22 protein-coding genes and 1 tRNA gene are annotated in these 21535 nt (G+C 65.2%); 15 read left to right on the forward strand and 8 right to left on the reverse strand.

The genetic code is table 11. The features are described 5' to 3' along the window. Positions 1-3 precede the first annotated feature (3 nt). Genes ASD67_RS22065 through virB11 form a run of 7 tightly spaced genes read left to right on the forward strand, consistent with a single transcriptional unit; the run spans position 4 to position 7469 of the window. Positions 4-288 carry a type IV secretion system protein VirB3 gene (locus ASD67_RS22065; protein WP_056351740.1) on the forward strand — a complete coding sequence of 95 codons (285 nt, stop codon included), beginning with the start codon at positions 4-6 and terminating at the stop codon, positions 286-288. Further along, the gene (locus ASD67_RS22070) at positions 261-2639 is read left to right on the forward strand and encodes a VirB4 family type IV secretion/conjugal transfer ATPase (RefSeq protein WP_443028066.1); all 2379 of its coding nucleotides are present in this window, start codon (positions 261-263) and stop codon (positions 2637-2639) included. The genes ASD67_RS22065 and ASD67_RS22070 overlap by 28 nt, the downstream gene beginning before the upstream one ends. Beyond that, positions 2636-3871, forward strand: coding sequence for a type IV secretion system protein (locus ASD67_RS22075; protein WP_056351746.1), 1236 nt, complete (start codon positions 2636-2638; stop codon positions 3869-3871). Before ASD67_RS22070 ends, ASD67_RS22075 begins: the two co-directional genes overlap by 4 nt. Continuing rightward, a complete protein-coding gene (locus tag ASD67_RS22080; RefSeq protein WP_082545251.1) occupies positions 3871-4710 on the forward strand; it encodes a virB8 family protein in 840 nt (279 codons plus the stop codon). The genes ASD67_RS22075 and ASD67_RS22080 overlap by 1 nt, the downstream gene beginning before the upstream one ends. Beyond that, positions 4707-5405, forward strand: a complete 699-nt coding sequence (locus ASD67_RS22085) for a TrbG/VirB9 family P-type conjugative transfer protein (protein ID WP_056351748.1) — start codon at positions 4707-4709, stop codon at positions 5403-5405. Before ASD67_RS22080 ends, ASD67_RS22085 begins: the two co-directional genes overlap by 4 nt. Then, positions 5402-6466, forward strand: a complete 1065-nt coding sequence (locus ASD67_RS22090) for a TrbI/VirB10 family protein (RefSeq protein WP_235535787.1) — start codon at positions 5402-5404, stop codon at positions 6464-6466. The genes ASD67_RS22085 and ASD67_RS22090 overlap by 4 nt, the downstream gene beginning before the upstream one ends. Before the next feature lies 1 nt (position 6467). Further along, positions 6468-7469, forward strand: coding sequence for a P-type DNA transfer ATPase VirB11 (virB11, locus tag ASD67_RS22095; RefSeq protein WP_056351750.1), 1002 nt, complete (start codon positions 6468-6470; stop codon positions 7467-7469). A 50-nt stretch (positions 7470-7519) separates the two neighbouring features. Here virB11 and ASD67_RS22100 read toward each other — a convergent pair whose 3' ends face one another. The 4 genes from ASD67_RS22100 to ASD67_RS22115 all read right to left on the reverse strand — a co-directional run bounded on the left by ASD67_RS22100 (position 7520) and on the right by ASD67_RS22115 (position 11666). Continuing rightward, a complete protein-coding gene (locus tag ASD67_RS22100; protein WP_200938083.1) occupies positions 7520-8578 on the reverse strand; it encodes a right-handed parallel beta-helix repeat-containing protein in 1059 nt (352 codons plus the stop codon). Next, the gene (locus ASD67_RS22105; RefSeq protein ID WP_056351758.1) at positions 8544-9515 is read right to left on the reverse strand and encodes a right-handed parallel beta-helix repeat-containing protein; all 972 of its coding nucleotides are present in this window, start codon (positions 9513-9515) and stop codon (positions 8544-8546) included. Before ASD67_RS22105 ends, ASD67_RS22100 begins: the two co-directional genes overlap by 35 nt. Positions 9516-9690: 175 nt before the next feature. Beyond that, positions 9691-10638, reverse strand: coding sequence for a NosD domain-containing protein (locus tag ASD67_RS22110; RefSeq protein ID WP_056351761.1), 948 nt, complete (start codon positions 10636-10638; stop codon positions 9691-9693). A 59-nt stretch (positions 10639-10697) separates the two neighbouring features. Continuing rightward, positions 10698-11666, reverse strand: coding sequence for a hypothetical protein (locus ASD67_RS22115; RefSeq protein ID WP_056351765.1), 969 nt, complete (start codon positions 11664-11666; stop codon positions 10698-10700). Between the two features lie 341 nt (positions 11667-12007). Between ASD67_RS22115 and ASD67_RS22120 the strand changes: the two genes are divergently transcribed. After that, positions 12008-12097: transfer RNA gene (locus ASD67_RS22120), tRNA-Ser, on the forward strand. A 69-nt stretch (positions 12098-12166) separates the two neighbouring features. Here ASD67_RS22120 and ASD67_RS22125 read toward each other — a convergent pair. After that, entirely contained in the window at positions 12167-12814 is a 648-nt protein-coding gene (locus tag ASD67_RS22125; protein WP_056351769.1) for a Yip1 family protein, read from the reverse strand. A gap of 180 nt (positions 12815-12994) precedes the next feature. Between ASD67_RS22125 and hspQ the strand changes: the two genes are divergently transcribed. Then, positions 12995-13378, forward strand: coding sequence for a heat shock protein HspQ (hspQ, locus tag ASD67_RS22130; RefSeq protein WP_082545292.1), 384 nt, complete (start codon positions 12995-12997; stop codon positions 13376-13378). Between the two features lie 9 nt (positions 13379-13387). Here hspQ and ASD67_RS22135 read toward each other — a convergent pair whose 3' ends face one another. Beyond that, entirely contained in the window at positions 13388-14272 is an 885-nt protein-coding gene (locus ASD67_RS22135; RefSeq protein WP_056351774.1) for an ABC transporter permease, read from the reverse strand. 111 nt (positions 14273-14383) lie between these two features. Between ASD67_RS22135 and ASD67_RS22140 the strand changes: the two genes are divergently transcribed. Together ASD67_RS22140 and ASD67_RS22145 are read left to right on the forward strand one after the other, a co-directional pair. Then, on the forward strand, positions 14384-15076 hold the full coding sequence (locus ASD67_RS22140; protein ID WP_056351777.1) for a GcrA family cell cycle regulator: 693 nt from the start codon (positions 14384-14386) through the stop codon (positions 15074-15076). A 10-nt stretch (positions 15077-15086) separates the two neighbouring features. Beyond that, positions 15087-15488 carry a PaaI family thioesterase gene (locus ASD67_RS22145; RefSeq protein WP_056351780.1) on the forward strand — a complete coding sequence of 134 codons (402 nt, stop codon included), beginning with the start codon at positions 15087-15089 and terminating at the stop codon, positions 15486-15488. Positions 15489-15551: 63 nt separating this feature from the next. On the opposite strand, the gene ASD67_RS22150 is transcribed toward ASD67_RS22145, so the two are convergent. Continuing rightward, on the reverse strand, positions 15552-16388 hold the full coding sequence (locus ASD67_RS22150) for an outer membrane protein (protein ID WP_056351783.1): 837 nt from the start codon (positions 16386-16388) through the stop codon (positions 15552-15554). Positions 16389-16556: 168 nt separating this feature from the next. Here ASD67_RS22150 and parE point away from each other — a divergent pair, with 168 nt between their 5' ends. The 4 genes from parE (at position 16557) to ASD67_RS22170 (ending at position 21026) form a co-directional block, all read left to right on the forward strand. Continuing rightward, entirely contained in the window at positions 16557-18536 is a 1980-nt protein-coding gene (gene parE / locus ASD67_RS22155) for a DNA topoisomerase IV subunit B (RefSeq protein WP_056351787.1), read from the forward strand. 83 nt (positions 18537-18619) lie between these two features. Next, positions 18620-19141: an RNA polymerase sigma factor gene (locus ASD67_RS22160; RefSeq protein WP_200938084.1), complete on the forward strand. Its 522-nt coding sequence runs from the start codon at positions 18620-18622 to the stop codon at positions 19139-19141. After that, a complete protein-coding gene (locus ASD67_RS22165; protein WP_056351792.1) occupies positions 19138-19725 on the forward strand; it encodes a hypothetical protein in 588 nt (195 codons plus the stop codon). Before ASD67_RS22160 ends, ASD67_RS22165 begins: the two co-directional genes overlap by 4 nt. Then, positions 19722-21026, forward strand: a complete 1305-nt coding sequence (locus tag ASD67_RS22170) for a serine hydrolase (RefSeq protein WP_056351796.1) — start codon at positions 19722-19724, stop codon at positions 21024-21026. The genes ASD67_RS22165 and ASD67_RS22170 overlap by 4 nt, the downstream gene beginning before the upstream one ends. On the opposite strand, the gene ASD67_RS22175 is transcribed toward ASD67_RS22170, so the two are convergent. Next, positions 21027-21503: a DUF417 family protein gene (locus ASD67_RS22175; protein WP_056351800.1), complete on the reverse strand. Its 477-nt coding sequence runs from the start codon at positions 21501-21503 to the stop codon at positions 21027-21029. Positions 21504-21535 lie beyond the last annotated feature (32 nt).

The raw sequence follows: 21535 nt of genomic DNA on the forward strand, positions 1-21535 counted from the left end.
GCCGTGAGCGACCTCGACCGCGACCCCCTGTTTGTAGCGCTGACCCGCCCGCAGATGTTCGCGGGCGTCACCTACAGCTTCTTCGTGATCAACGCGATCGTGGCGACCGAGCTGTTCCTGATCTTCCGCTCGCTCTGGGCGCTGTTCGGCGCGCTGCTGGTCCATCTGGTCGGCGCATTGCTGTGCCTGCGCGAACCGCGCTTCTTCGATATATGGCTGACCAAGGTCAGCCGCTGTCCCCGCGTCAAGAATTTCAAGACCTGGCAGTGCAACTCCTACCGACCCTGAAACCGCACCCGGCGGCGAGCGACGGCGAGGTGCCGGCGGGCAAGCATTTGCCCTATGGCCGCCATGTCGACGATCACACGATCGAGACCCGCGACGGCATGCTGATGCAGGTCATCCGCCTGCGCGGCATCCTGTTCGAGACCGCCGACAGCGACGAGCTCAATTACCGCAAGCTGCTCCGCGACGCGATGCTGCAGGCGATCGGATCGTCGCGCTACGCGCTCTATCATCACGTCGTGCGGCGCGAGGCGAGCATCACCCTCGACGGCGATTTCGGCGATGATTTCTCGGCGGGACTCGACGAACGCTGGCAGGCGCGGCTCGCGACCAAGCAACTCTATCGCAACGACCTCTATCTCACCCTCGTTCGCCGCCCGGCGCCGGGGCGTATGGGATTGCTCGACCGCCTGTCGGGCTGGCTTGGTTCGACAGGGCAGGATTACCGCGCCACCGTGAAGCAGGAACTGCGCCTGCTCGATACCGCGCGCGAGGCGTTGATGGCGCAGCTCGGCAGCTACCAGCCCGAACTGCTCGGTCTCTACGACACCGATCAGGGGCTTTGCTCCGAACCGCTCGAATTTTTCGGCCAACTCTTCTCGGGCGAGCCGCGCCGCCTGCTCGCCCCGCATCAGGACGCCGGCGACTATCTGCCCGATCGCCGGATCAGCTTCGGCGCCGAGACGATCGAACTCGCCCCCGTCGGCAACGCCGAGCGCCGCTTCGTCGGCATCGTCGCGATCAAGGATTATCCCGCGTCGACCGCGACCGGCATGTTCGACGAATTGCTGCGCCTGCCCTTCGAAATGGTGATGGCGCAGAGCTTCGCCTTCGTCGACCGCCAGCCAGCGCTCGGCAAGATGAACCTCGCGCTGCGGCGCATGCGCTCGACCGAGGATGAGGCGCTCAGCCTGCGCGATCAGCTCGCGCGCGCCAAGGACGATGTTGCGGCGGGCCGCGCCGCCTTTGGCGAACATCATATGACGATCGCCGTCCATGGCGCGAGCGAGGTCGAGGTCAGCGCCAATATCGCCGACGTCCAGGCCTCGCTTGCCGAACTCGGCATTATCTCGGTGCGCGAGGATGTCGCGCTCGAACCGAGCTTCTGGTCGCAATTCCCCGGCAACTTCAAATATATCGTCCGCCGCGGCATGGTCTCCTCGGCCAATTTCGCGGGGCTGGCCAGCGGGCATAATTTCGCCGCGGGCCGCGCCGAGGGCAATGTCTGGGGCAAGGCGGTGACGGTGTTCGAAACCACCGCCGCCGGTCCCTATTATTTCAATTTCCACCAGGGCGACCTCGGCAACTTTACCGTCATCGGCCCGTCGGGCTCGGGCAAGACCGTCGTCGTCAATTTCCTCCTCGCGCAGGCGCGCCGTTTCGACCCGCGCATCATCTTCTTCGACAAGGATCGCGGTGCCGAGCTGTTCATCCGCGCGATCGGCGGCCGCTACGACCAGCTTCGGCCCGGGGTCGCCAGCGGGCTGAACCCGCTCCAGCTCGACGACACCCCGGTCAACCGCCAGTTCCTGATCGACTGGCTGGCACAGCTCGTCGGCGGCGCCAGCATCGAGGAAATGGCGCAGATCAAGGATGCGGTCGACGCAAGCTATGCGCAACCGCCCGCGCACCGGCGCCTGCGCCATGTCGCCGAGCTGTTCCGCGGCGGCGCCCGTCCGCGCGCCGATGACATGTGGTCACGGCTGCGGCCCTGGTGGGGCGACGGCGAACGCGCCTGGCTGTTCGACAATGTCGAGGATCTGACCGACATGGACAGCCCGACGATCGGCTTCGACATGACCGTCATCCTCGACGATGCCGCGATGCGCACCCCGACGATGATGTATCTCTTCCACCGCGTCGAGGAGCGGCTGACCGGCGAGAAAACGATCATCGTCGTCGACGAGGGTTGGAAGGCGCTCGACGACGATGTCTTCGTGCGGCGGATCAAGGATTGGGAAAAGACGATCCGCAAACGCAACGGCATCGTCGGTTTCGCGACGCAGAGCGCGCAGGATGCGCTCGAAAGCAAGATCGCCAGCGCGCTGATCGAACAGGTCGCGACGCAGATCTTCATGGCGAACCCGAAAGCCCGCGCCGCCGACTATATGGACGGCTTCGGGCTGACCGAGCATGAGTATCAGCTCATCCGCACCCTGCCCGACGATGCGCATTGCTTCCTCGTCAAGCATGGCAACGACAGCGTCGTCGTGCGGCTCAACTTGACCGGCGAGCGCGACCTGCTGACCATCCTCTCGGGCCGCGAGCGCACGGTGCGCCTGCTCGACCAGATCCGCGAGACCGCGGGCGACGATCCCGGCGTGTGGATGTCACGCCTGCTGGCCGTCGCATGAGCTTTGCCCTCGCCACCTGCACGCCATCCTCGGGCGACAGCTTCGTCGCCGGGACATTGAGCGCCATCGAGTGTCAGGCGCAGACGATCGGCAACGCCGGTTATCTCGCACTGTCGGCGCCGGGGTCGGGCATCATGGCCTTCCTCACCGCGATGCTGACGATTTTCGTCGCGCTGATCGGTTACCGCATGTTCGTCGGGCGCGGCCCCGACCTTGGCGGCGGGCTGCTGATCTTCGCCAAGATCGGCATCGTCCTCGCCCTCGCAACGAGCTGGCCGGCCTTTCGCACCCTTGTCTATGACGTCGCGATCGACGCACCGGCACAGCTCGGCGCAACCGTCGGCGGTGCGGCCTCGCTCGACGGCGGCGGGACGGCGCTGACCACGCGCCTGTCCGAAACCGACCGCGCGCTGCGCACGCTCAACGCCTGGGGCATCGGCGCCGAGCCTAACCGAGCCGGGGTCAGCGATGATCAGGGCATCGAACCCGACACCACCTATGAGACCAAGGCGCTCGGCGCCGCGCGGATGAGTTTTCTGACCGGCGCGATCGGCAGCATCGCTCTCACCCGCCTCGCCGCCGGCGTCCTGCTCGCGCTCGCTCCGCTCTTCATCGCCTTCCTGCTCTTCGACGCGACGCGCGGCCTGTTCGGCGGCTGGCTGCGCGGACTGATCGGCCTCACCCTCGGCACCACCGCGAGTTCGCTGGTTCTCGCGGTCGAGACCGCCATCTTCCAGCCGCGTGTCGTGACGCTGATCAACCTGCGCGCCTCGGGCTATTCGATCCAGGGATCGGCGACCGAATTGCTCGTGCTCGGCATCGTCTTCGCCTTCGTCGCCCTCGCGGTGCTGCTCGTCTCCTTCTATGTCGCGGCGGGCCTGCGCCTGCCGAGCTGGCAGTGGACGCAGCAATATCTGCCCGCCTCGCTCGGCGGCGGCGCCGGACAGGCCGGTCAGCGCCCGCTCGCCCAGCCCGCCGAACGTCAGGACCCGCGCTCGCGCGCCGCGGTCGTCGTCGATGCGGTCGAGGCGATGCAGCGCCGCGAAACGACCGCCGGCGCAGGTGCAGGCGGCGGCAATGACCGCGCCCGTGCCGTCGCCGGGGCGGTGTCCGCCACCAACGCGCCGCGCAATCCGCAACGCGCCTCCATCGATAGCGGCAGCGACGCACCGTCGCGCCGCCGCACCACCGGTCGCACCTCGACGAGCGGCAGCCGCCGGGACACACGTTGATGAAACAGGATATGAAACAGAACCGCGAAGACTATCTGCAGGCCGCCGAAAGCTGGGGCGCCGACCGTCACGACGAGCTGACGAAATCGCGCCGGACCGCGTGGATCGTCGCCGGCGTTGCGGCGGCGATCGCGCTGTTCGAAGCGATTGCGCTGGTTTTCCTGACCCCGCTCAAGACCGTCGAACCCTATACGTTGCTCGTCGATCGCCACACCGGTTTCGTCCAGGCGCTCAACCCGCTCGAGCCGCAGCGGGTCAGCGGCGACACCGCGCTGACGCAAAGTTTCCTCGTCCAGTACGTCATCGCGCGCGAGAATTATAACGTCGACACGGTGCAGAACGACTATCGCAAGGTCGCGCTCTGGTCGGCCGACAAGGCGCGCAGCGACTATCTGACGATCATGCAGTCGAACAATGCCGCCAGCCCGCTCGTCAAATATCCGCGCGGCACGATGATCGAGACGCTGGTGAAGAGCGTGTCGCCGATCAGCGCCAATGTCGCGCTGATCCGCTTCGACACCCGCCGCCGCGACGCCGCGGGCGACTGGCAGCCGGCGCAAAGCTGGGTATCGACGATCAAATATCGCTATTCGGGCGAGCCGATGAAGCAGGAGGACCGGGTGTTCAACCCGCTCGGCTTCCAGGTGCTGAGCTATCGCCGCGACGCCGAAATGCTGCCCGCCGCCGTGCCCGCCGCGACGAATACGCCCGCCAAGCAGGGGACCGCAGGCGCCCCGATCGCGGTCGGCGACGAAGTGCTGCCACAACCCCCTGCCGGGGGGACGCGTCGCGGCGACGTCGTGAAGGTCCTTCCCGACGGCACACAGGTAACGCTGTGATTCGCCTGACGCCCGTCCTGCTAGCCGCGCTGGTCGCGCTGCCCGCGGCGGCGCAGATCGACCCGCAACCGGTCGGCATCGATCCGGCGATCCAGTCGGTCACCTATGCCGAGGGCAAGGTCGTGCGACTGACCGCAGCGACCGGCTACCAACTCACCGTCGAAATCTCGCCCGATGAGACGATCGAGAATATCGCGCTCGGCGACAGCAGCGCCTGGCAGGTTTCGCCCAGCCGCCGCGGCGACCGGATTTTCATCAAGCCGCTGCAATATGGCATCACCACCAATATGACGGTGGTGACCGGCACCCGCACCTATTTGTTCGAACTCGCGCCGGCAAATTATGGCGGAGCGGGCGCGGCTCAGATCGTTCGTTTCGCCTATCCCGAACCGACCGCGGTTTCGACCCCGCCCGACGAGCAGCGTATCGACCAGGGACTCTACAAGCTCAGCGGCACGCGCGAACTCTATCCCGCCGCGATCAGCGAGGATGGCAAGCGCACCTATATGCAGTGGAACGACGACGCCCTGCTCCCGGCCATCTATATCGTCGACAAGCTGGGGCAGGAGGTGCTGGTCGATGCGATGATGCGCGACGGTATCCTGACCATCGACGAGGTCGTGCCCAGCCTCGTCTTCCGTCTCGACGGCAAGCTCGCCCGCGCGGTGCGCCGCAGCCAGGCGCGCGCGAAATGACCGACACCACGATCGCCCCCGAACCGGCACCGACCAACGCGCCGCAGGTGCGCCGCCCGCGCCAGGGTCTCCCGACCGCGCTGCTCGTCGGGCTTGCGATCCTGGCCGCCATCATCCTGTTCGTCGCGCTCGAAGCGCGGCGCCAGAATGCCGAGGCCCCGGCCGTGACCGGCGCCCAGACCGCGATGATTGCCGCCCCGCCACCGCTCGCCATCCCCGACGATTACCCGCAGCCGCCACAGCTTTTGCCCGCGCCGCTGGAACGCGATCTCGAAGCGCCGGCCCGCAACGCACCGCCCCCGCCGCCGCAGATCGTCTATATGCCGCAACCCAACCCGGGTCCGCCGCAAGGTTATGACCCGCCCCAGCCGCCGCCGCGTGCGGTCGGGGCCGGTCCGGTCCTCGTTTACGACGGTGCGGGTTCGACCGGCGCGGCGAGCGGATCGCAGGACGACGGCAACGGTTCGACATCGCGCGCCGCCGCACCCGCCGAGGCCGGGCGTGTCCGCGCCGGGGTGCTCGCCAACCGCTCGACCACCGTCGTGCAGGGCTCGCTGATCCCCGCCGTGCTCGAGACCCCGCTCGACAGCTCGCGCCCCGGCTTCTCGCGCGCCGTCGTGGCGCGCGATGTGCGCAGCTTCGACGGCAGCCGGGTGCTGATCCCGCGCGGCAGCCGCCTGATCGGCGAATATCGCTCCGAAGCGACGCAGGGACAGAAGCGCGCCTTCATCACCTGGACGCGCCTGATCCGCCCCGACGGTGCGACGATCTCGCTGAACTCGCCTTCGGGCGACCCGCTCGGCCGCGGCGGGATCAAGGCTAAGGTGAACAGCCATTTCTTCTCGCGCTTCGGCGAGGCGATCCTGCAGTCGGTGCTCGACATCGGCGTCAACGCCGCAGCGAGCGCGACCAATTCGCCGGTCGTCATCCTGCCCGGCGGCAGCGGAACCCAGCGCCCGCAGCCGAGCAATATTGCCCCGACCCTGAAGGTTGCGCAGGGCACCAGCATCTCGGTATTCGTCGCACGCGATCTCGATTTTTCGGGCGTGGAGCGGCGCTGAGATGAGCAATGTCGCGGCCCTGCCGGACGACCGCGTCTATTTTCGCAGCTACCTCGCGCCGCTCGCGCCCCTGCTCGGCCGCGATGACGTCACCGACATCTACGTCAATCGCCCGGGCGAGGCCTGGGCGGAATCGCTGACCGGCAGGATCGAAACCCACGACATCCCGGCGCTGACCGAACAGGTGCTCGAACGGCTCGCACGCCAGATCGCGGCGCTGTCGCATCAGGGGATCAACCGCGAGCATCCGCTGCTGTCCGCCACGATGCCCGACGGCGCGCGCGTCCAGATCGTCGCACCGCCGGCGACGCGTGGCGGCATGGTGCTGGCGATCCGCAAACATGTCTCACCCGACCTTCGGCTCGAGGACTATGCCGACAGCGGCGCCTTTGCCGCGACCAGGGCGGGGCGGCTTGGCGAGGCCAGCGACCTCGACCGCAAATTGCACGACCTGCTCGACGCCGGCGACATTCCCGCACTGCTCCGCGCCGCGGTGCAGAACCGCAAGAATGTCCTGATCTCGGGCGGAACCTCGTCGGGAAAAACGACCTTCCTCAACGCGCTGCTGCGCGAAGTGTCGACAAGCGAACGGCTGATCCTGATCGAGGACACGCCCGAAATCACCATCCACCATCCCAACGCCGTCGGCCTGCTCGCCGCCCGCAGCGCGCTCGGTGAGACGCATACGACCGCGGAGGACCTGCTCAGCGCCTCGCTGCGCCTGCGCCCCGACCGCATCATCCTCGGCGAACTGCGCGGCGTCGAGGCCTTCTCGTTCCTGCGCGCGGTCAACAGCGGCCATCCGGGTTCGATGACGACGATCCACGCCGACAGCCCCGAACGCGCGATCGAGCAATTGACGCTCCTGGTGCTGCAATCGGGAAGTCGCCTCGACCGCGCCGACGTTCATCATTATGTGCGCTCGACCGTCGATGTCTTCGTCCAGCTCGGGCGCAGCGGCGGCAAGCGCCACATAGCGGAAGTCAAACTGCGCGACGTCTGACCGCCGGAAGGCTTCCCACGATTGGCGATCCGTTGAGCGTCCGACGCTAGCTATTTCTTGGTAGCGCTATTGGTGAAACTGCCGTTTGACACATTATCGAGCAGAATATTGTCGCCGTAGCTCGACACCCTGGCACCGCCTTGCGAGGAAACGCCGAGCATGTTGTGCGCGATAACGCTGCCCCTCACGCCGAGGATGGCACCGGCCCCCCGCGCATCGATCGCTCCGATCTTTTGGTCCTTGATGATGCTGTTTTCGATCGTCAGATGTATCTGTCCGCTCGACGCATTTGCCGTTATTCCGTGGTTGTCAAAGCCCCAGCTGTCGTCAGTCGTTGTGGCAATCAGACTCTCCGACACCACGCCTTTCACCGACGCCGTGGACGAAGACGTGCCGACGGTAATTCCTGACCGCAAGCTATCCGTTATACGGATATTTCTGGCCGTAAAGTTCAACGTCCCCGCGGAGCTTCTATGAAGACCCAAACCGCAAAAATTGGCGCTCGAAGTTATATCTTCCAGAAGAACCGAACCAGCGTCGCTGACTCCGATCGCGCAACTGCCCAGATTGTGGAAGGTTGAATTTCGGACATGAAGCTCCTTGCCCGATAGGAACGCTATCCCGCCTTGACCGGCCCAGTTTCCTCCGCGGATATCAAGCCCGCTGAGAAATACCTTATCATCTGGGCCAGCTTCCACGACTATCGCGCCGAAGCGATTTTCGTATGTTAGCTCTGGCTGTATCTTACCAGTCTGGCCTTCGCAAATGATCGAGATCGACTTGGTGATCGTCACCATGCCGTACAGCCCGGCATCGAGACAGTTGATCTCTCCCCCGGACGCCGTTTTGACGATGGCACCCGCAAAGGTTTGGCAGGGCGCCGTGCGGCTGCAAGGATTGAGATCGTCTCCAACTCCGGACACCCAGGTGCGCGTCGCCTGCGCCGATGCGGGCACCGCAAAGCCCATGGCCGCTGCAAGTGCAGACGCCATCACTGTGTGGTTCAAATATCGCATCACGCCATCGCCCCCGGAAAACCTGCCTGTTGCGCATTGTGGATCGACGCGGACCTTCTCACTGTTTTGGTACCACGACAGTAAAAACGCCATTATTGTTGTTACCGGCCACGACGTTGTCGCCAAAGCTAACGATGTTTCCTCCCGTCATTGCCCGAACACCGTTGCCATTGTCAGTGATCGTGCTTCGACTGGCGCTGACTGTGGCGGCACCGCTCTCGGACAGCACACCGCTGCTGCTGTTACCGTTGACGACCGTATCGATCAGCGCAACATTTGCGTTACCGCCGCCAGTTACCGACCGAACATAAAGGCCAATCTGGTTGCCGGAGACGACACTGCTTGAAATCATCCCCTTGACGCTCGCGCCGTCAGCGGAAGCATCGACGCGAATACCGCCCCGATTATTGTCGGTCACCCGGCTGTTGACAATGGTGAAGGAGGCGGAGGCATTCACTGCCGGCTGGATCATTACCCCTCCCGTCACGCCGCTCGACGCGCCGTTGCCGACAATGGTAACATCGTCGAGCACCAACCGGGCGGCGGGTAAGGTTGGTGTGAAATTGATCCCGAACCCATTGGTTCCGCGGAAGTTGCGGATCGTCGAATTGCGGATGAGCAGCCCGCCACCGCCCAAGAACCGAACGGCGTTGACCCCCGTTCCAAAACCCTCAAAGTCAAAGCCGCTTAAGAAAACGACATCATAGTCGGCCGCGTTCACGGTGATCGCATTCGCCCCCGTCACCAGCACACCATTGAATGTGTCGTCACATATGATTGCGATGCTTTTGGTGATGGTCACCGCACCAAAGCCGCCCCCGTCGAGACAGTTGATCTCGCCGCCCCATGCAGTCTTGGAAACCGCCCCGGCAAAGGTCTTGCACGGCGCAGCGCGGCTGCAAGGGTTGACGTCATCGCCAACTCCCGACACCCATGTCCGCGTTGCCTGCGCCGCTGCCGGCGTCGCGAACGGCAACGCCAACAGCGATGCGCACGCGGCGAGCGATGCCCGCATAAAATATTCCGGCATGTTCTTCCCCTCGAGCCGTCGCCGGCCACGATCGTAGCCATAACCGGACAACGCGGGGTTAATGCCCTGCAATCGAGAGCGAAAAACTGATCGCAACAATCCCGCGATGTCTGACGCACACGAAAAAGGGCGCCCGGCTTTCGCCGGACGCCCCGATTTTCTGCCGATCGCGCCGTTACTGCTTCACGACCGAGCCAGTGAAACTGCCGTTCGTCGTGTTGGCGACGATGACATTGTCGCCATAGGATTGCAGATTGGCGCCGCTCGCGGCCGCGATGGCGATTCCGTTGCCCGCGATGCGGTTGCCGACGAGCTGCGACGACAGGCTGCTGCCGGCAACCACCACGCCATTGCTGTTGCCGGTGATGACATTGTCCTTGACCAGCAACTGGATCGAATTGCCCGACGTCGTTGCTGCAAGCGCAGTGCCGGTATCGGCGAGCAGGCTGTTGGACACCGTCGCCTTGACGGTGGTGCCTGCGTTGACCGGCTGGATGAACACGCCCGAATCGGTGTTGCCGGTGATCCGGACATTGTTCACCGAAACCGTCGCAAGGCCGCCATTCGCGGGAACTACGACGATTCCGCCATTATTGGCCGTCATCGTCACATTCTCGACGGTCAACGAGCTTCCCGCATTGGCCGGGGCGAAATTGATCGCATTGCCGGTGGCGCCCCCACGGAACCCGCGAACGGTCGAATTGCGCACAACCACCCCGCCAGCCTGGAGGATGTTCACCGCGCGTCCGCCCTGGCCGAAGCCTTCGAAATCGATGCCGCTGATGATGACAATGTCGCTCACGCCGGCATTGACGTTGATGCCGTTGCCGGCGGAAACCAAGATGGCGGCGGTCGTCGTGTCGCATTCGATGGTGATCGCCTTGGTGATCGTCACCGCGCCAAAGCCGCCCGGATCGAGGCAGCTGATCTCGCCGCTGGCGGCGGTCTTCGAAATCGCCCCGGCAAAGGTCTTGCACGGCGCGGTACGGCTGCACGGGTTGGCGTCGTCGCCTACGCCCGAAATCCAGGTTTTCGTGGCCTGCGCCGATGCCGGTGCGGCAAAGGCCATCGTGCCGGCAACGGCGGCGGACGCGTAAATCAGCGCTTTGATGGAATGTCTCATGATCGTTTCCCCAAATCTGTACCCAAAGCGCACCACCCCCGCGGGCGGCGCGCCGGAGATTATTGCTTGCCGACGGTCGCGGTGAACGCGCCGTTGTTGCCGTTGTTGATCACCTCATTGTCGCCGAGGCTGACCATCGCGCCGCCGCTGACCGAACGCACGCCAAAGGCGCTGTTCTGCGAAATCAGGTTGCCGCTGGCATAAAGGCTTGCGCCGACGTCCTGCGCGACGATGCCGTTCTGGCCGCCGCTGATCACATTCTTGCTGATCACCGCATCGACGACATTGCCGGTCGGAACCTTCGCGAAGATCGCGCTGGCCGAGTCGGTGAACACGCTGTTCGTCAGCGTGGCCTTCACCGTCACGCCGGTAAAACCGGTCGTGTCGAAACGCACCGCCGTGCCGGCGATGTCGCTGGCCCGGAGATTGTTGATCGCGACCTTCGCGGCGACATTGTTCCCCGGCTGCACCAGGATGCCGCCCGACCCGTTGCCGACGCCGTTCTTGACCAGCGTGACATTGTCGATGACCAGCGAGGTCGTGGCGGTGGTCGGCGTGAAGGTGACGCCATAGCTCGTCGCGCCACGGAAACCGCGAATCGTCATATTGCGCAGGTGCACATTGGCCGCGCTATTGATGCGCACGCCGTTGGTTCCCGTGTTGATCCCATCGATGTTGATGCCGCTGATCACGACATTGTCGGACGCGCCGGCGGCGATCGTGATGCCATTGGTACCGCTGGCGATGATCGTTGCATCGACATTGTCGCAGAGCAGCTTGATCGACTTGGTGATCGTCACCGTGCCAAAGCTGGCGGGGTCGAGGCAATTGATCTCGCCGCCCGCTGCGGTCTTCGAAATCGAGCCTGCGAAAGTGCGGCACGGCGCGGTCCGGCTGCACGGATTGACGTCGTCGCCGACCCCCGAAACCCAGGTTCGCGTCGCCTGTGCCGAGGCCGGCGTCGCCAGCGGAATGGCCAACAGCACCGCAAACGCCGCCCACAGCGCGCGTATAGTATATCTGGTCATAAATACCCCCAATGATCGCCCGGTCGCCTGTCGGCTCAAGGCCGCGCGATCGGAACAAGTCCCACCCAAATGCTGCGATCGATCCGGAAAAGCGGTGCCTTTCGTGCCGCCCCTTCCCGATCGCGCACGAAGATTCGCCGACTTCGGTGAAGCGGCGGTCTCCCCGGCGCGAACATGACAGGATCGGACATGGCTAGCAAGCGCTTAACCATGCGAGCAGAAACGGACGGGGACGCGCTATCTCGCTCTTTTCGCGGACTCTTGTCGCCGAGGCACGCTTTGCTTGCCGCAGGGGGGTTGCAACATCATCGCGCCGTCGCTAGGGGCGTCTGCCTCAGCGAGGAGAGTTGGCTGAGTGGTCGAAAGCGTCGCACTCGAAATGCGAAGTGCCGGCAACGGTACCGAGGGTTCGAATCCCTCACTCTCCTCCATTTTCCCGTTATCGACCAACGGCGAGGCCGCGGGCCGCTTCGAAGGATCTTCGGAGCGGCCGCGGGGCTTCAGAGCGTTGGTGCGACGATCGTCGGGGCGATGAGCGGCGCGGCGATCAGCCCGACGACCAGCCCGACCACCAGGAACAGCGCGATCGCGGCGATCACCACGACGACCGTATAGCCGACCGCCTTGTCCTGCGGCACCTTCATCAGGATCGGCAGGCCCAGATAGAGCAGATACAGGCTGTAAAGCCCCACGATCCCCAGGACCGCCAGCGACGGCACAATGCCGAAGATTCCGGCGAGCCAGGCGGCCGTGGCCGAATAAGCCGCAACCTTCAACGCCTGGATCTGGTTCTTCTGCCCACCGAAGTTGGGCGCCAGCCCGTCGATGATCAGCGCCAGCACGAAGGTGGTCGCGAGCGTCATGCCATAGGACAGGATGGACGACACCAGCGCGCCGACGAGCGGCGGGCGAAAGGTCATGCCCAAAATGCTGATGCCGAACACCTGTCCGCCGATGAACTGCGCGACCGGACCGATCGCGGCGAGGACCAGCACATAGGGCATATAGATCGACTGGGTGGTCGCCGGCTCGGTGTCGATCGCGGCCCAGGTCTCGCTCGGCTTCAGGATGATGTCCTTGGCACGCTGGACGATTCCCGCGGCCGGCGTGCCGGGGGGGATGGGTTCGCCAAAAGGTGTTTCGTTCATACTATGCCTTTCCCTGGTTGCCAGGGACGGCCCCGAAACCCGAACGGGTCCGGGTACGCGTCCCGGGAGCAAAGTAGCTCAACTTGCCGACGCCTCTGTAACGGTCGTCACAGCCGGGATTCGGCAGGCCAAGTGTAACGGGCTTGAAACAAGAGGGAATAGCCATAGATAGAGGCGATGATGTCCGAATCTCCCATGGAATTCCCTGCCAGCGCCCCGAAGGCCGTCGTCGCCCCGCTGATCGAGCGCGCGCGCTTCGCGCCGGGCGATATCGTGCGTCACCGCCTGTTCGATTTCCGCGGCGTCGTCTTCGACATCGACCCCGTCTTTTCGAACAGCGACGAATGGTATGACGCGATTCCCGAGGGCATGCGCCCGGCGAAGGAGCAGCCCTTCTACCACCTGCTCGCCGAAAACGAGGATTCGTCCTATATCGCCTATGTCAGCCAGCAGAATCTCGTCGCCGACGGCGAGCATGGTCCGGTCGACCATCCGCAGATCGACGCGATGTTCGAATGGCTCGACCAGGGCGGCTATCGCCTCCGCGCGATCCACCGCCACTGAGGCAGGCGGTTACGCCTTCAGCTTCCAGCCCGACGCCAGCAGGCGATAGGTCACCACGCCCAGCGCGACATTGACCCCGACGAGCACGAGGATCGCGGTCAGCACCGGGTTCGTGATCGTCGAATCGACGGTGCCGATGAACCCGTAGCGGAACCCCATGATCGCATAATAGACCGGGTTCGCATGCGGGACCGACTGAAAGGCCGGCGCCAGTCGGTCGATCGCATAGAAAGTGCCAGAGAGCAGCGCGAGCGGGGTGACGACAAAATTGGTCACCGCGGCGGCATGGTCGAACTTCTCGGCCCACACCGAAGTGATCAGGCCGAGGAAGCCGAGCATCGAAGCCCCCAGGACGCCGAACACCGCGACCGCCCACAAATGGTCGGGCACGACATGGACGTTCGGCCACAGCAGCATCGCGAGCCACAGCGCGCATCCGACCAGGATCGCCCGCGTCACCGCCGCGCCGATCAGCGCGATGATCAATTCGCCGACCGCGAGCGGCGGCATCAGATAGTCGACGATCGTCCCCTGGATCTTGCCGACGAGCAGCGAAAAGGAGCTATTGGCAAAGCTGTTCTGCAACATCGCCATCATGATCAGCCCCGGCGCGACGAAATCGGCGAAGGGCACGCCGATGACGGTGCGCCCCGCCCCGCCCAGCGCGACGGTGAATATCACCAGAAAAAGAAGCGTGGTGATCGCCGGCGCCCAGATTGTTTGCAGCTGCACCTTGAAAAAGCGCCGCACCTCTTTGACATATAGGGCCTGCATGCCGGGCACGTTGAGCGTCCGGATATGCGGCACGCCGGGTTCCGCAAAGCGCGGGGTCGCGGCGAATTCTCCCGACATGGTGCCCGAGTCGGGGCGCGAAATTTGGGGCTGGTCGTTCATGGCGTTCTCGCCTATCGCCTCCCCGACTTTCCCGCAAGCTGGGCAACGACGGCCGCGTTCCGCAGGGGACCGCCGGACCGCCCGCACGGCGGAATGATAAGGATTTGAAGAATGTCTTGGACCGACGAGCGCATCGAGAGCCTGCGCAACATGTGGGAAAAGGGGCTGACCGCCAGCCAGATCGCCGACGAACTCGGCGGCGTCAGCCGCAACGCGGTGATCGGCAAGGCGCATCGCCTGGGCCTGAAATCGCGCCCTTCGCCGGTGAAGGCGACCGAAAAGGCAAAGCCGGCAAAGGTCGCCGCACCGGTGGCTCCCAAGCCTGCGGCACCGCCGCCCGCGCCGCGCGCCGCGGCGCCGGCTCCCGTGCGCCCGGTCGCGCCCGTGCGCCCCGAACCGCAGCCCGCCCCCCAAACGGAGTCGGATGACGAAAGCGGCGTCGACGCCGCACCGCGCAAGCCCGACGCACCGCGTATCGTCTCGATTGGCCCCGGCGGCTTCATCCGCCAGGGTCCCGGCGACCAGCAGGCGCCGATTCCGCCCGCGCCGCCGCGCCGTCTGGTGCCCGCGAAGCCGAGCCCCGAGATCGCCGGCAAGACCACGTTGCTCGACCTCAACGACCGCATCTGCCGCTGGCCGATGGGGCACCCGGGCGAACCCGACTTCCATTTCTGCGGCGTCGCCGTGAACCCGGGCTTCCCCTATTGCGTCGAGCATTGCGGCCGCGCCTATCAGGCGCAGCTGCCGCGCGGCACCCGCCGCCCGCCGCCGCCGCCGCCGTTCGGAGGCCCCCGGGTCCGTTGAGGGGCGTCCGTTGAGGCCGTTCGAGCAGGATTTCGATTTCGCGCGCGCGCTCGGCATGAAAATGATCGAGCGCGGCGACGGGCGCTGCACGATGGCGATCGACATCAATGCAAAGCAGCATTTCAGCCCGCAACGCGCGGCGCACGGCGGCGTCGCCTATAGTCTCGCGGATTCGGCGATGGGCGGAGCGCTGACCAGCCTCCTGCCCGACGATTATTGGTGTGCGACGCTCGAGATCAAGTTCAACTATCATGTTCGGGTCGGCGAAGGCAGGCTGACCTGCGAGGCTTCGGTGCTGCACCGCGGCAAGCGCATCGCCAACATCGAAGCGCGCCTCTACCAGGACGAGCGCCTGGTCAGCAGCGCCAACGGCAGCTTCGCGATTTTTCCGGCGCCTGGCGCCCGATCGTAAAAAGGCGCCGAACCTGTCGCAGGTCCGGCGCCTTCCTTTAAATCTTCCGCAGGTACCAACCGTTTAGAAGCGGAAGTTCAAACTCGCACGCACGCTATGCGTCCGGAAATGGTCGTCGCTGCGCTTGATGTCGGTACCCGGACCGTTCTGCAGGAACGGATTGGTCGCCGCCGCGGTTCCCGGCCCGACATTGACGACAAAATCATCGTCCTGGATGTCGGTGTAGAGATATTCGAGGCCGAGCGAGACATTCTTGGTCAGCATCGCCTCGGCACCGCCGCCCGCGACATAGCCCCAACCGTTGGTGCGGCCGTTGTCGGCGAAGCTGTTCACGCTGTTCGTCGTCGAAAAGCGATTGTCGAGCTTGGCATAGGCGCCGCCGCCGGTCGCATAGAACAGCACGCCGCCGCCGGGGGTATAGCCGGCACGCAGCCGCGCATTGGCCTGATAGTCGGCCGAGCGCGAGAAGCGATAGGCAGCGGGGGTCGTCGAGAAGCCCGACACGCTGTCCTTGGCTTCGCTACGCCCACCTTCGAGGACCGCACCGATCACGATATTGCCCATGCGCCGGTCATAACCAAGCTTGCCGAAATATTCGAAACCGTCCTTGTCGTTCCGGCAATTGCCGTTTGCCGTGCCGGTCGGCGAGCCGCCGCAGAATCCGGGCGAAAAGGCGTTGGCTCCGCCCGACGTATTGACGTTTTCACCATAGGTGCCGTCCTGGTTGGTGTCGAAGACGAAGGTTTCGCGACCATCGTTCGGCTGAACGGTATAACCGCCGGTGACGCCGACATAGGGACCGTTGAAATCCTGCGAGGTGTCGCGACCGCTTTGAGCGAACGCCGGGGTCGCCATTGCCGCCACGGCCGCCGTGGCGGCGAGGAGAGAGAGGGTTTTCATTTTTTGCTCCGCTTTTTGAATGACTTTGCGTCGACGGAGAAACCTTCTCCTTCCCTCCGAAGTTCCTCATGCTGCCGAAAATCGGACGAAGCGAGTGCGTCGGGCGATGGCCGAACGGCGCGACAACCGCCCTTGCCAGCGCCCTTCGCGCCCTCCTATAGCGGGGCCATGAGTCACGATTTGTTCGACGGCAACACGCCCGCCACCGACAGCTACAACGCCTCGCAGATCGAGGTGCTCGAAGGGCTCGAACCCGTGCGCCGCCGCCCCGGCATGTACATTGGCGGCACCGACGAACGCGCGCTCCACCATCTCGCCGCCGAAGTGATCGACAACAGCATGGACGAGGCGGTCGCCGGCCATGCCAACCGCATCGAAGTCACGCTCGACGCCGGCAATCGCCTGACCGTGGTCGACAACGGCCGCGGCATGCCCGTCGATCCGCACCCCAAATTCCCCGGCAAGTCGGCGCTCGAGGTCATCATGACCATGCTCCACTCGGGCGGCAAGTTCGAGGGCAAGGCCTATGCCACGTCCGGCGGCCTGCACGGCGTCGGGGTCAGCGTCGTCAACGCGCTGTCGGCCGACACGGTGATCGAGGTCGCGCGCAACAAATTGCTGTACCGCCAGCGTTTTTCGCGGGGTGCGCCGCAGGGCGGGCTCGAAGAACTCGGCCCCACCCCCAACCGGCGCGGCACCAGCGTATCCTTCATCCCCGACCCTGAAATCTTCGGCGACCACGGGCGTTTCAAGCCGCAGCGGCTCTATCGCATGGCGCGTTCGAAAGCCTATCTGTTTGCCGGGGTCGAGATTCGCTGGAAATGCGCGCCCGAACTGATCGGCGACGACACCCCCGCCGAAGCGGTGTTCCAGTTCCCCGGCGGGCTCGCCGACCATCTGAAGGAACAGATCGGCACCCGCGAATGCGCGACCGCCGAGCCTTTCATCGGTCGCCAGGATTTCCCCGGCGATCAGGGCCGCGCCGAATGGGCGATCGCCTGGCCTTTGTGGTCCGACGGGTCGTACAGCTGGTATTGCAACACCATCCCGACCCCCGCCGGCGGCACCCACGAAGCCGGGCTGCGCTCGGCGCTGACCAAAGGGCTGCGCGGTTTCGGCGAGTTGATCGGGCAGAAGAAGGCAGCGCAGATCACCGCCGAGGACGTGTTCAACGGCGGCGAGATGATGCTCTCGGTCTTCATCCGCGACCCGCAGTTCCAGAGCCAGACCAAGGACCGGCTGTCGAGCCCCGAAGCGGCGCGCCTCACCGAAAATGCGGTGCGCGACCATTTCGACCATTTCCTGTCGGACAATATGGACCGCGGCCGCGCGCTGCTCGGGCTGATCCTCGAACGCATGGACGAGCGCCTGAAGCGCAAGGCCGAGCGCGAAGTGAAACGCAAGACCGCGACCAGCGGTCGTAAGCTCCGCCTGCCGGGCAAGCTTACCGACTGCGCCAATGACGGTCCCGAAGGCACCGAATTGTTCATCGTCGAAGGCGATAGCGCGGGCGGCAGCGCCAAGCAGGCGCGCAACCGCAAGACTCAGGCGATCCTGCCGATCCGCGGCAAGATCCTCAATGTCGCGAGCGCCAGCAACGACAAGATCCGCGCCAACACCGAAATCGCCGACCTTGCGCTCGCGCTCGGCTGCGGGATGCGCAAGGACTGTGATTCCGACCGGCTGCGCTACGAAAAGATCGTCATCATGACCGACGCCGACGTCGACGGCGCGCATATCGCGACCTTGCTGATGACCTTCTTCTTTCAGGAAATGCCCGACATCGTGCGCAACGGCCATGTCTATCTGGCGCAGCCGCCGCTCTATCGCCTGACCGCGGGCAATGTGACCGCCTATGCCCGCGACGATGCGCACCGCGCCGAACTCGAAGCGACGCAGTTCAAGGGCAAGAAGGTCGACGTCGGCCGCTTCAAGGGCTTGGGAGAAATGAACCCCAACCAGTTGAAAGAAACGACGATGGATCCCGCGACGCGCTCGATGCTGCGCGTCACGCTGCCGCAGGAATATGAGGAACGCCATCTGGTCAAAGACCTCGTCGACCGGCTGATGGGCAAGCATCCCGAGCACCGTTTCCAGTTCATCCAGGCCAATGCCGCGACCCTCGACGAGGCGGCGATCGACGCCTGACGAAATAAATTTCACCCCTCCCGTCAGAAATTTCCGTCGCGGTCGACTAAAAGGCCATGCGACACGAAAGACGGGAGATCGGCGTGGACGAAGCCGGACGGGACAGGCTCTTTACGGATGCGATGGCGCGCTTCGGCCCGGCGCTCGCCCGCATGGCGCGCGGCTATGAAGCCGACCCCGACCTGCGCCGCGATCTCGAACAGGATATGCAGGTCGCGCTGTGGCGAAGCTTCGCCAATTTCGACGGGCGCTGTTCGCTGAGCACCTGGGTCTGGCGCGTCGCGCACAACCGTGCGACCTCGCACATGCTCGCGCATCGCCGCCGCAACGCCCGCGGCTGGACAAGCATCGAGGATGTCGACCTCGCGACCGACGCCCCCTCGCCTTTCGACGCGACGGAAAGCGACCGGGCGATGGCGCTGATCCTGTCGATCATCGACCGCCTCGATCCGCCCGACCGCCAGATATTGCTGCTCTATCTCGAGGGGATAACAAGCGCCGAGATTGGCGAGGTGACCGGCGTTTCGCCCGACTCCGTGACGACCAAGATCCACCGCTTCAAAACCATGCTCACGCGCCGCTTCGCGCAAGGAGGTGCCGTATGACCGATTTTTCCGACGACGCCCGCCTGCACGGGCTTTGGCAGGGCGGCGACGCCGTCCTCGCCCCGCTGCCGCTCGACGAGATCAAGCGCCGGGCGGCGCGGTTCGGCGATATCGTCCAGCGCCGCAACCGCCGCGAATATATCGCCGCTGCGATCGTGCTCGCGGGCTTCTCGCTCTACGCCATCATCCTGCCCGGCGCGCTGCTCAAGATCGGCAGCCTGCTTGTCATCGCCGGCGTGCTGGTCGTCGTCTGGCAACTGGCGCGCCGCACCTCGCGCCCCGATCCGGACGCCGAGGCGACCGACGTTCGGGCCTTTTACCGCGCCCGGCTGGTCCGCGAGGAACATATGCTGGCGCGGGTCGGCCTTTGGTATCTCGCGCCGCTGCTTCCCGGCCTGCTGACCTTCATGGCAGGCGAGGCGATATTGCTCGGCCGGACCGATGCGCTCGGCCTGACGCTGTTCCTCGTGCTTCCGCTGCTGCTTTTCGGCGGCATCTGGTTGCTCAACCACCGCGCCGCCGCCATGCTCCGCGCCCGGATCGACCGGATCGACCGCGCGGCCACGCCAGGAGACTCCGAATGAAGCCCATGCTGACCGCCCTGCTCGCTGCGACGCTGATCGTCCCGTCGGCCGTATCTTATGCCCAGCCGCCCGAAACGGCTGCTGCCGCCACCGCCTTCGACAAGCGCGCTGCGCAGCTGGTCGACCTGCTCGCCGGGCGCATCGCCTATGCCGACTATTTCGACCCGTCCTTCCAGACCGCGGTGCCCGAGGCGCAGTTCCAGGCGATCACCGCCAGCCTGATCGCCCAATATGGCGCCCCGGTGGCCGTCGACAGCGCCACATCGGCCAATGGCCGCGCCGGAACGGTGATGCTCCGCTTCGAAAAGGGCGTCGGCACGATCGCGCTCGAAGTCGGCGCCGGCGAGGGCGCCCGCGTCACCGGGCTGCGGATCACCGGCTTCACCATGGCGGGCGACAGCTTCGACCGTGTAACAAGCGAGATCGCCGCGCTCCCCGGCGCCACCGGCTTCCTCGTCGCCGAACTCGACGGCGCGACGATCAGGCCCATCGCCGCCACGCAGCCCGACCGGCAATTCGCGATCGGCTCGACCTTCAAGCTCTACATTCTCGACGAACTGGCGGCCCAGGTCGCCGCCGGCCAGCGCAAATGGTCCGACGTCGTGCCGCTGTCGCACTTCAGCTTTTCGTCGAGCGCGACCGCCAACTGGCCGAAAGACACCCCGGTGACGCTCCAGACGCTTGCCAACTGGATGATCTCGGTCAGCGACAATGGCGCCACCGACACGCTGATCCACCTGCTTGGCCGCGAGAAGATCGAGGCGCGGATGCGCGGCACCGGCCACAGCGACCCGTCGCGCAACATCCCCTTCCTGACCACGGTCGAGGCCTTCGCGCTGAAGGGCGACAATTTCGCCGCCGAACGCACCGCCTTCGTCGCCGCCGACGACAAGGCGCAGCGCAAACTCATCGAAACGAACAAGGATCGGCTGACCCTCGCCAACGTCGACGGCGTCAGCTTCAGCGGCGGCCCGCGCTTCATCGACAGCCTCGAATGGTTCGCCAGCCCCACCGACATCGCCCGCGCCTTCATCGACCTGCGCGCGCGCCAGTCGGATACGACGATGGCAGCAATGGCGATCAACAACGGCGTCGGCCCCGGCGCGGCGAAGGGCTGGTCCTATCTCGGCTACAAGGGCGGCTCCGAGCTTGGCGTGCTGTCGATGAGCCTGCTCGGCCAGCGCGAGGCCGACGGCAAATGGGTCGTCGTCACGATGAGCTGGAACAACCCCGACGCGGCGGTCTCGACCGAAACGATCGCCGGGCTGGTCACCCGGCTGCTCGCGCTCGCCGCCAGATAATCAGGCGACCGCTCCGGCCTGCTCCCGCAACGCGTGCCCGGCATGCAGCGCCAGAGTCACGCACCCGGCGAGCAGCACCGCGTCCTTGAACAGAAATTGCGCGAACGCCCCCATGAACGGAAAACCGTAGCCCGGCTCCCACAAAGGAGCGCCGAGGGCAAAGCTGAGCGTGATCAGGAAGGTGCAGACACCCATCAAGGCCCCGACCAGCCCGGCGCGGTGCGACCAGGCTCCAAGCGCGATTAGCGCGCCCGCGGCCAATTCGATCACGCCGATGACATTGCTCGCACCCTGCCCCCCGATCAACGGGTACATCCAGGCGAACAGCGGATAGCCCATGGCGATCTGCGCGACACCCTCGGCCTCATAGGCGGCGAATTTCGCTATTCCGAAGAGCGCAAAGATCAGCACCAGCGACCAGCGCAGCGTCGCAAGGCCGACGGTTACCGGAGGCAACCGGTCCGCAAATTTCCACATTGATATTCCCCTGTTGGTCTCGATTGCCAACG

The sequence above is a fragment of the Sphingopyxis sp. Root1497 genome, assembly GCF_001427085.1.
Lineage (GTDB): Bacteria > Pseudomonadota > Alphaproteobacteria > Sphingomonadales > Sphingomonadaceae > Sphingopyxis.

Bases quoted from the DNA above. Each gene is read 5' to 3' on its own strand.
- ASD67_RS22075 (WP_056351746.1), top strand. From the start codon at position 2,636: ATGAGCTTTGCCCTCGCCACCTGCACGCCATCCTCGGGCGACAGCTTC.
- ASD67_RS22080 (WP_082545251.1), top strand. From the start codon at position 3,871: ATGAAACAGGATATGAAACAGAACCGCGAAGACTATCTGCAGGCCGCC.
- ASD67_RS22090 (WP_235535787.1), top strand. From the start codon at position 5,402: ATGACCGACACCACGATCGCCCCCGAACCGGCACCGACCAACGCGCCG.
- virB11 (WP_056351750.1), top strand. From the start codon at position 6,468: ATGAGCAATGTCGCGGCCCTGCCGGACGACCGCGTCTATTTTCGCAGC.
- ASD67_RS22100 (WP_200938083.1), bottom strand. From the start codon at position 8,578: ATGGCGTTTTTACTGTCGTGGTACCAAAACAGTGAGAAGGTCCGCGTC.
- ASD67_RS22105 (WP_056351758.1), bottom strand. From the start codon at position 9,515: ATGCCGGAATATTTTATGCGGGCATCGCTCGCCGCGTGCGCATCGCTG.
- ASD67_RS22110 (WP_056351761.1), bottom strand. From the start codon at position 10,638: ATGAGACATTCCATCAAAGCGCTGATTTACGCGTCCGCCGCCGTTGCC.
- ASD67_RS22115 (WP_056351765.1), bottom strand. From the start codon at position 11,666: ATGACCAGATATACTATACGCGCGCTGTGGGCGGCGTTTGCGGTGCTG.
- ASD67_RS22125 (WP_056351769.1), bottom strand. From the start codon at position 12,814: ATGAACGAAACACCTTTTGGCGAACCCATCCCCCCCGGCACGCCGGCC.
- hspQ (WP_082545292.1), top strand. From the start codon at position 12,995: ATGTCCGAATCTCCCATGGAATTCCCTGCCAGCGCCCCGAAGGCCGTC.
- ASD67_RS22135 (WP_056351774.1), bottom strand. From the start codon at position 14,272: ATGAACGACCAGCCCCAAATTTCGCGCCCCGACTCGGGCACCATGTCG.
- ASD67_RS22140 (WP_056351777.1), top strand. From the start codon at position 14,384: ATGTCTTGGACCGACGAGCGCATCGAGAGCCTGCGCAACATGTGGGAA.
- ASD67_RS22150 (WP_056351783.1), bottom strand. From the start codon at position 16,388: ATGAAAACCCTCTCTCTCCTCGCCGCCACGGCGGCCGTGGCGGCAATG.
- parE (WP_056351787.1), top strand. From the start codon at position 16,557: ATGAGTCACGATTTGTTCGACGGCAACACGCCCGCCACCGACAGCTAC.
- ASD67_RS22165 (WP_056351792.1), top strand. From the start codon at position 19,138: ATGACCGATTTTTCCGACGACGCCCGCCTGCACGGGCTTTGGCAGGGC.
- ASD67_RS22170 (WP_056351796.1), top strand. From the start codon at position 19,722: ATGAAGCCCATGCTGACCGCCCTGCTCGCTGCGACGCTGATCGTCCCG.
- ASD67_RS22175 (WP_056351800.1), bottom strand. From the start codon at position 21,503: ATGTGGAAATTTGCGGACCGGTTGCCTCCGGTAACCGTCGGCCTTGCG.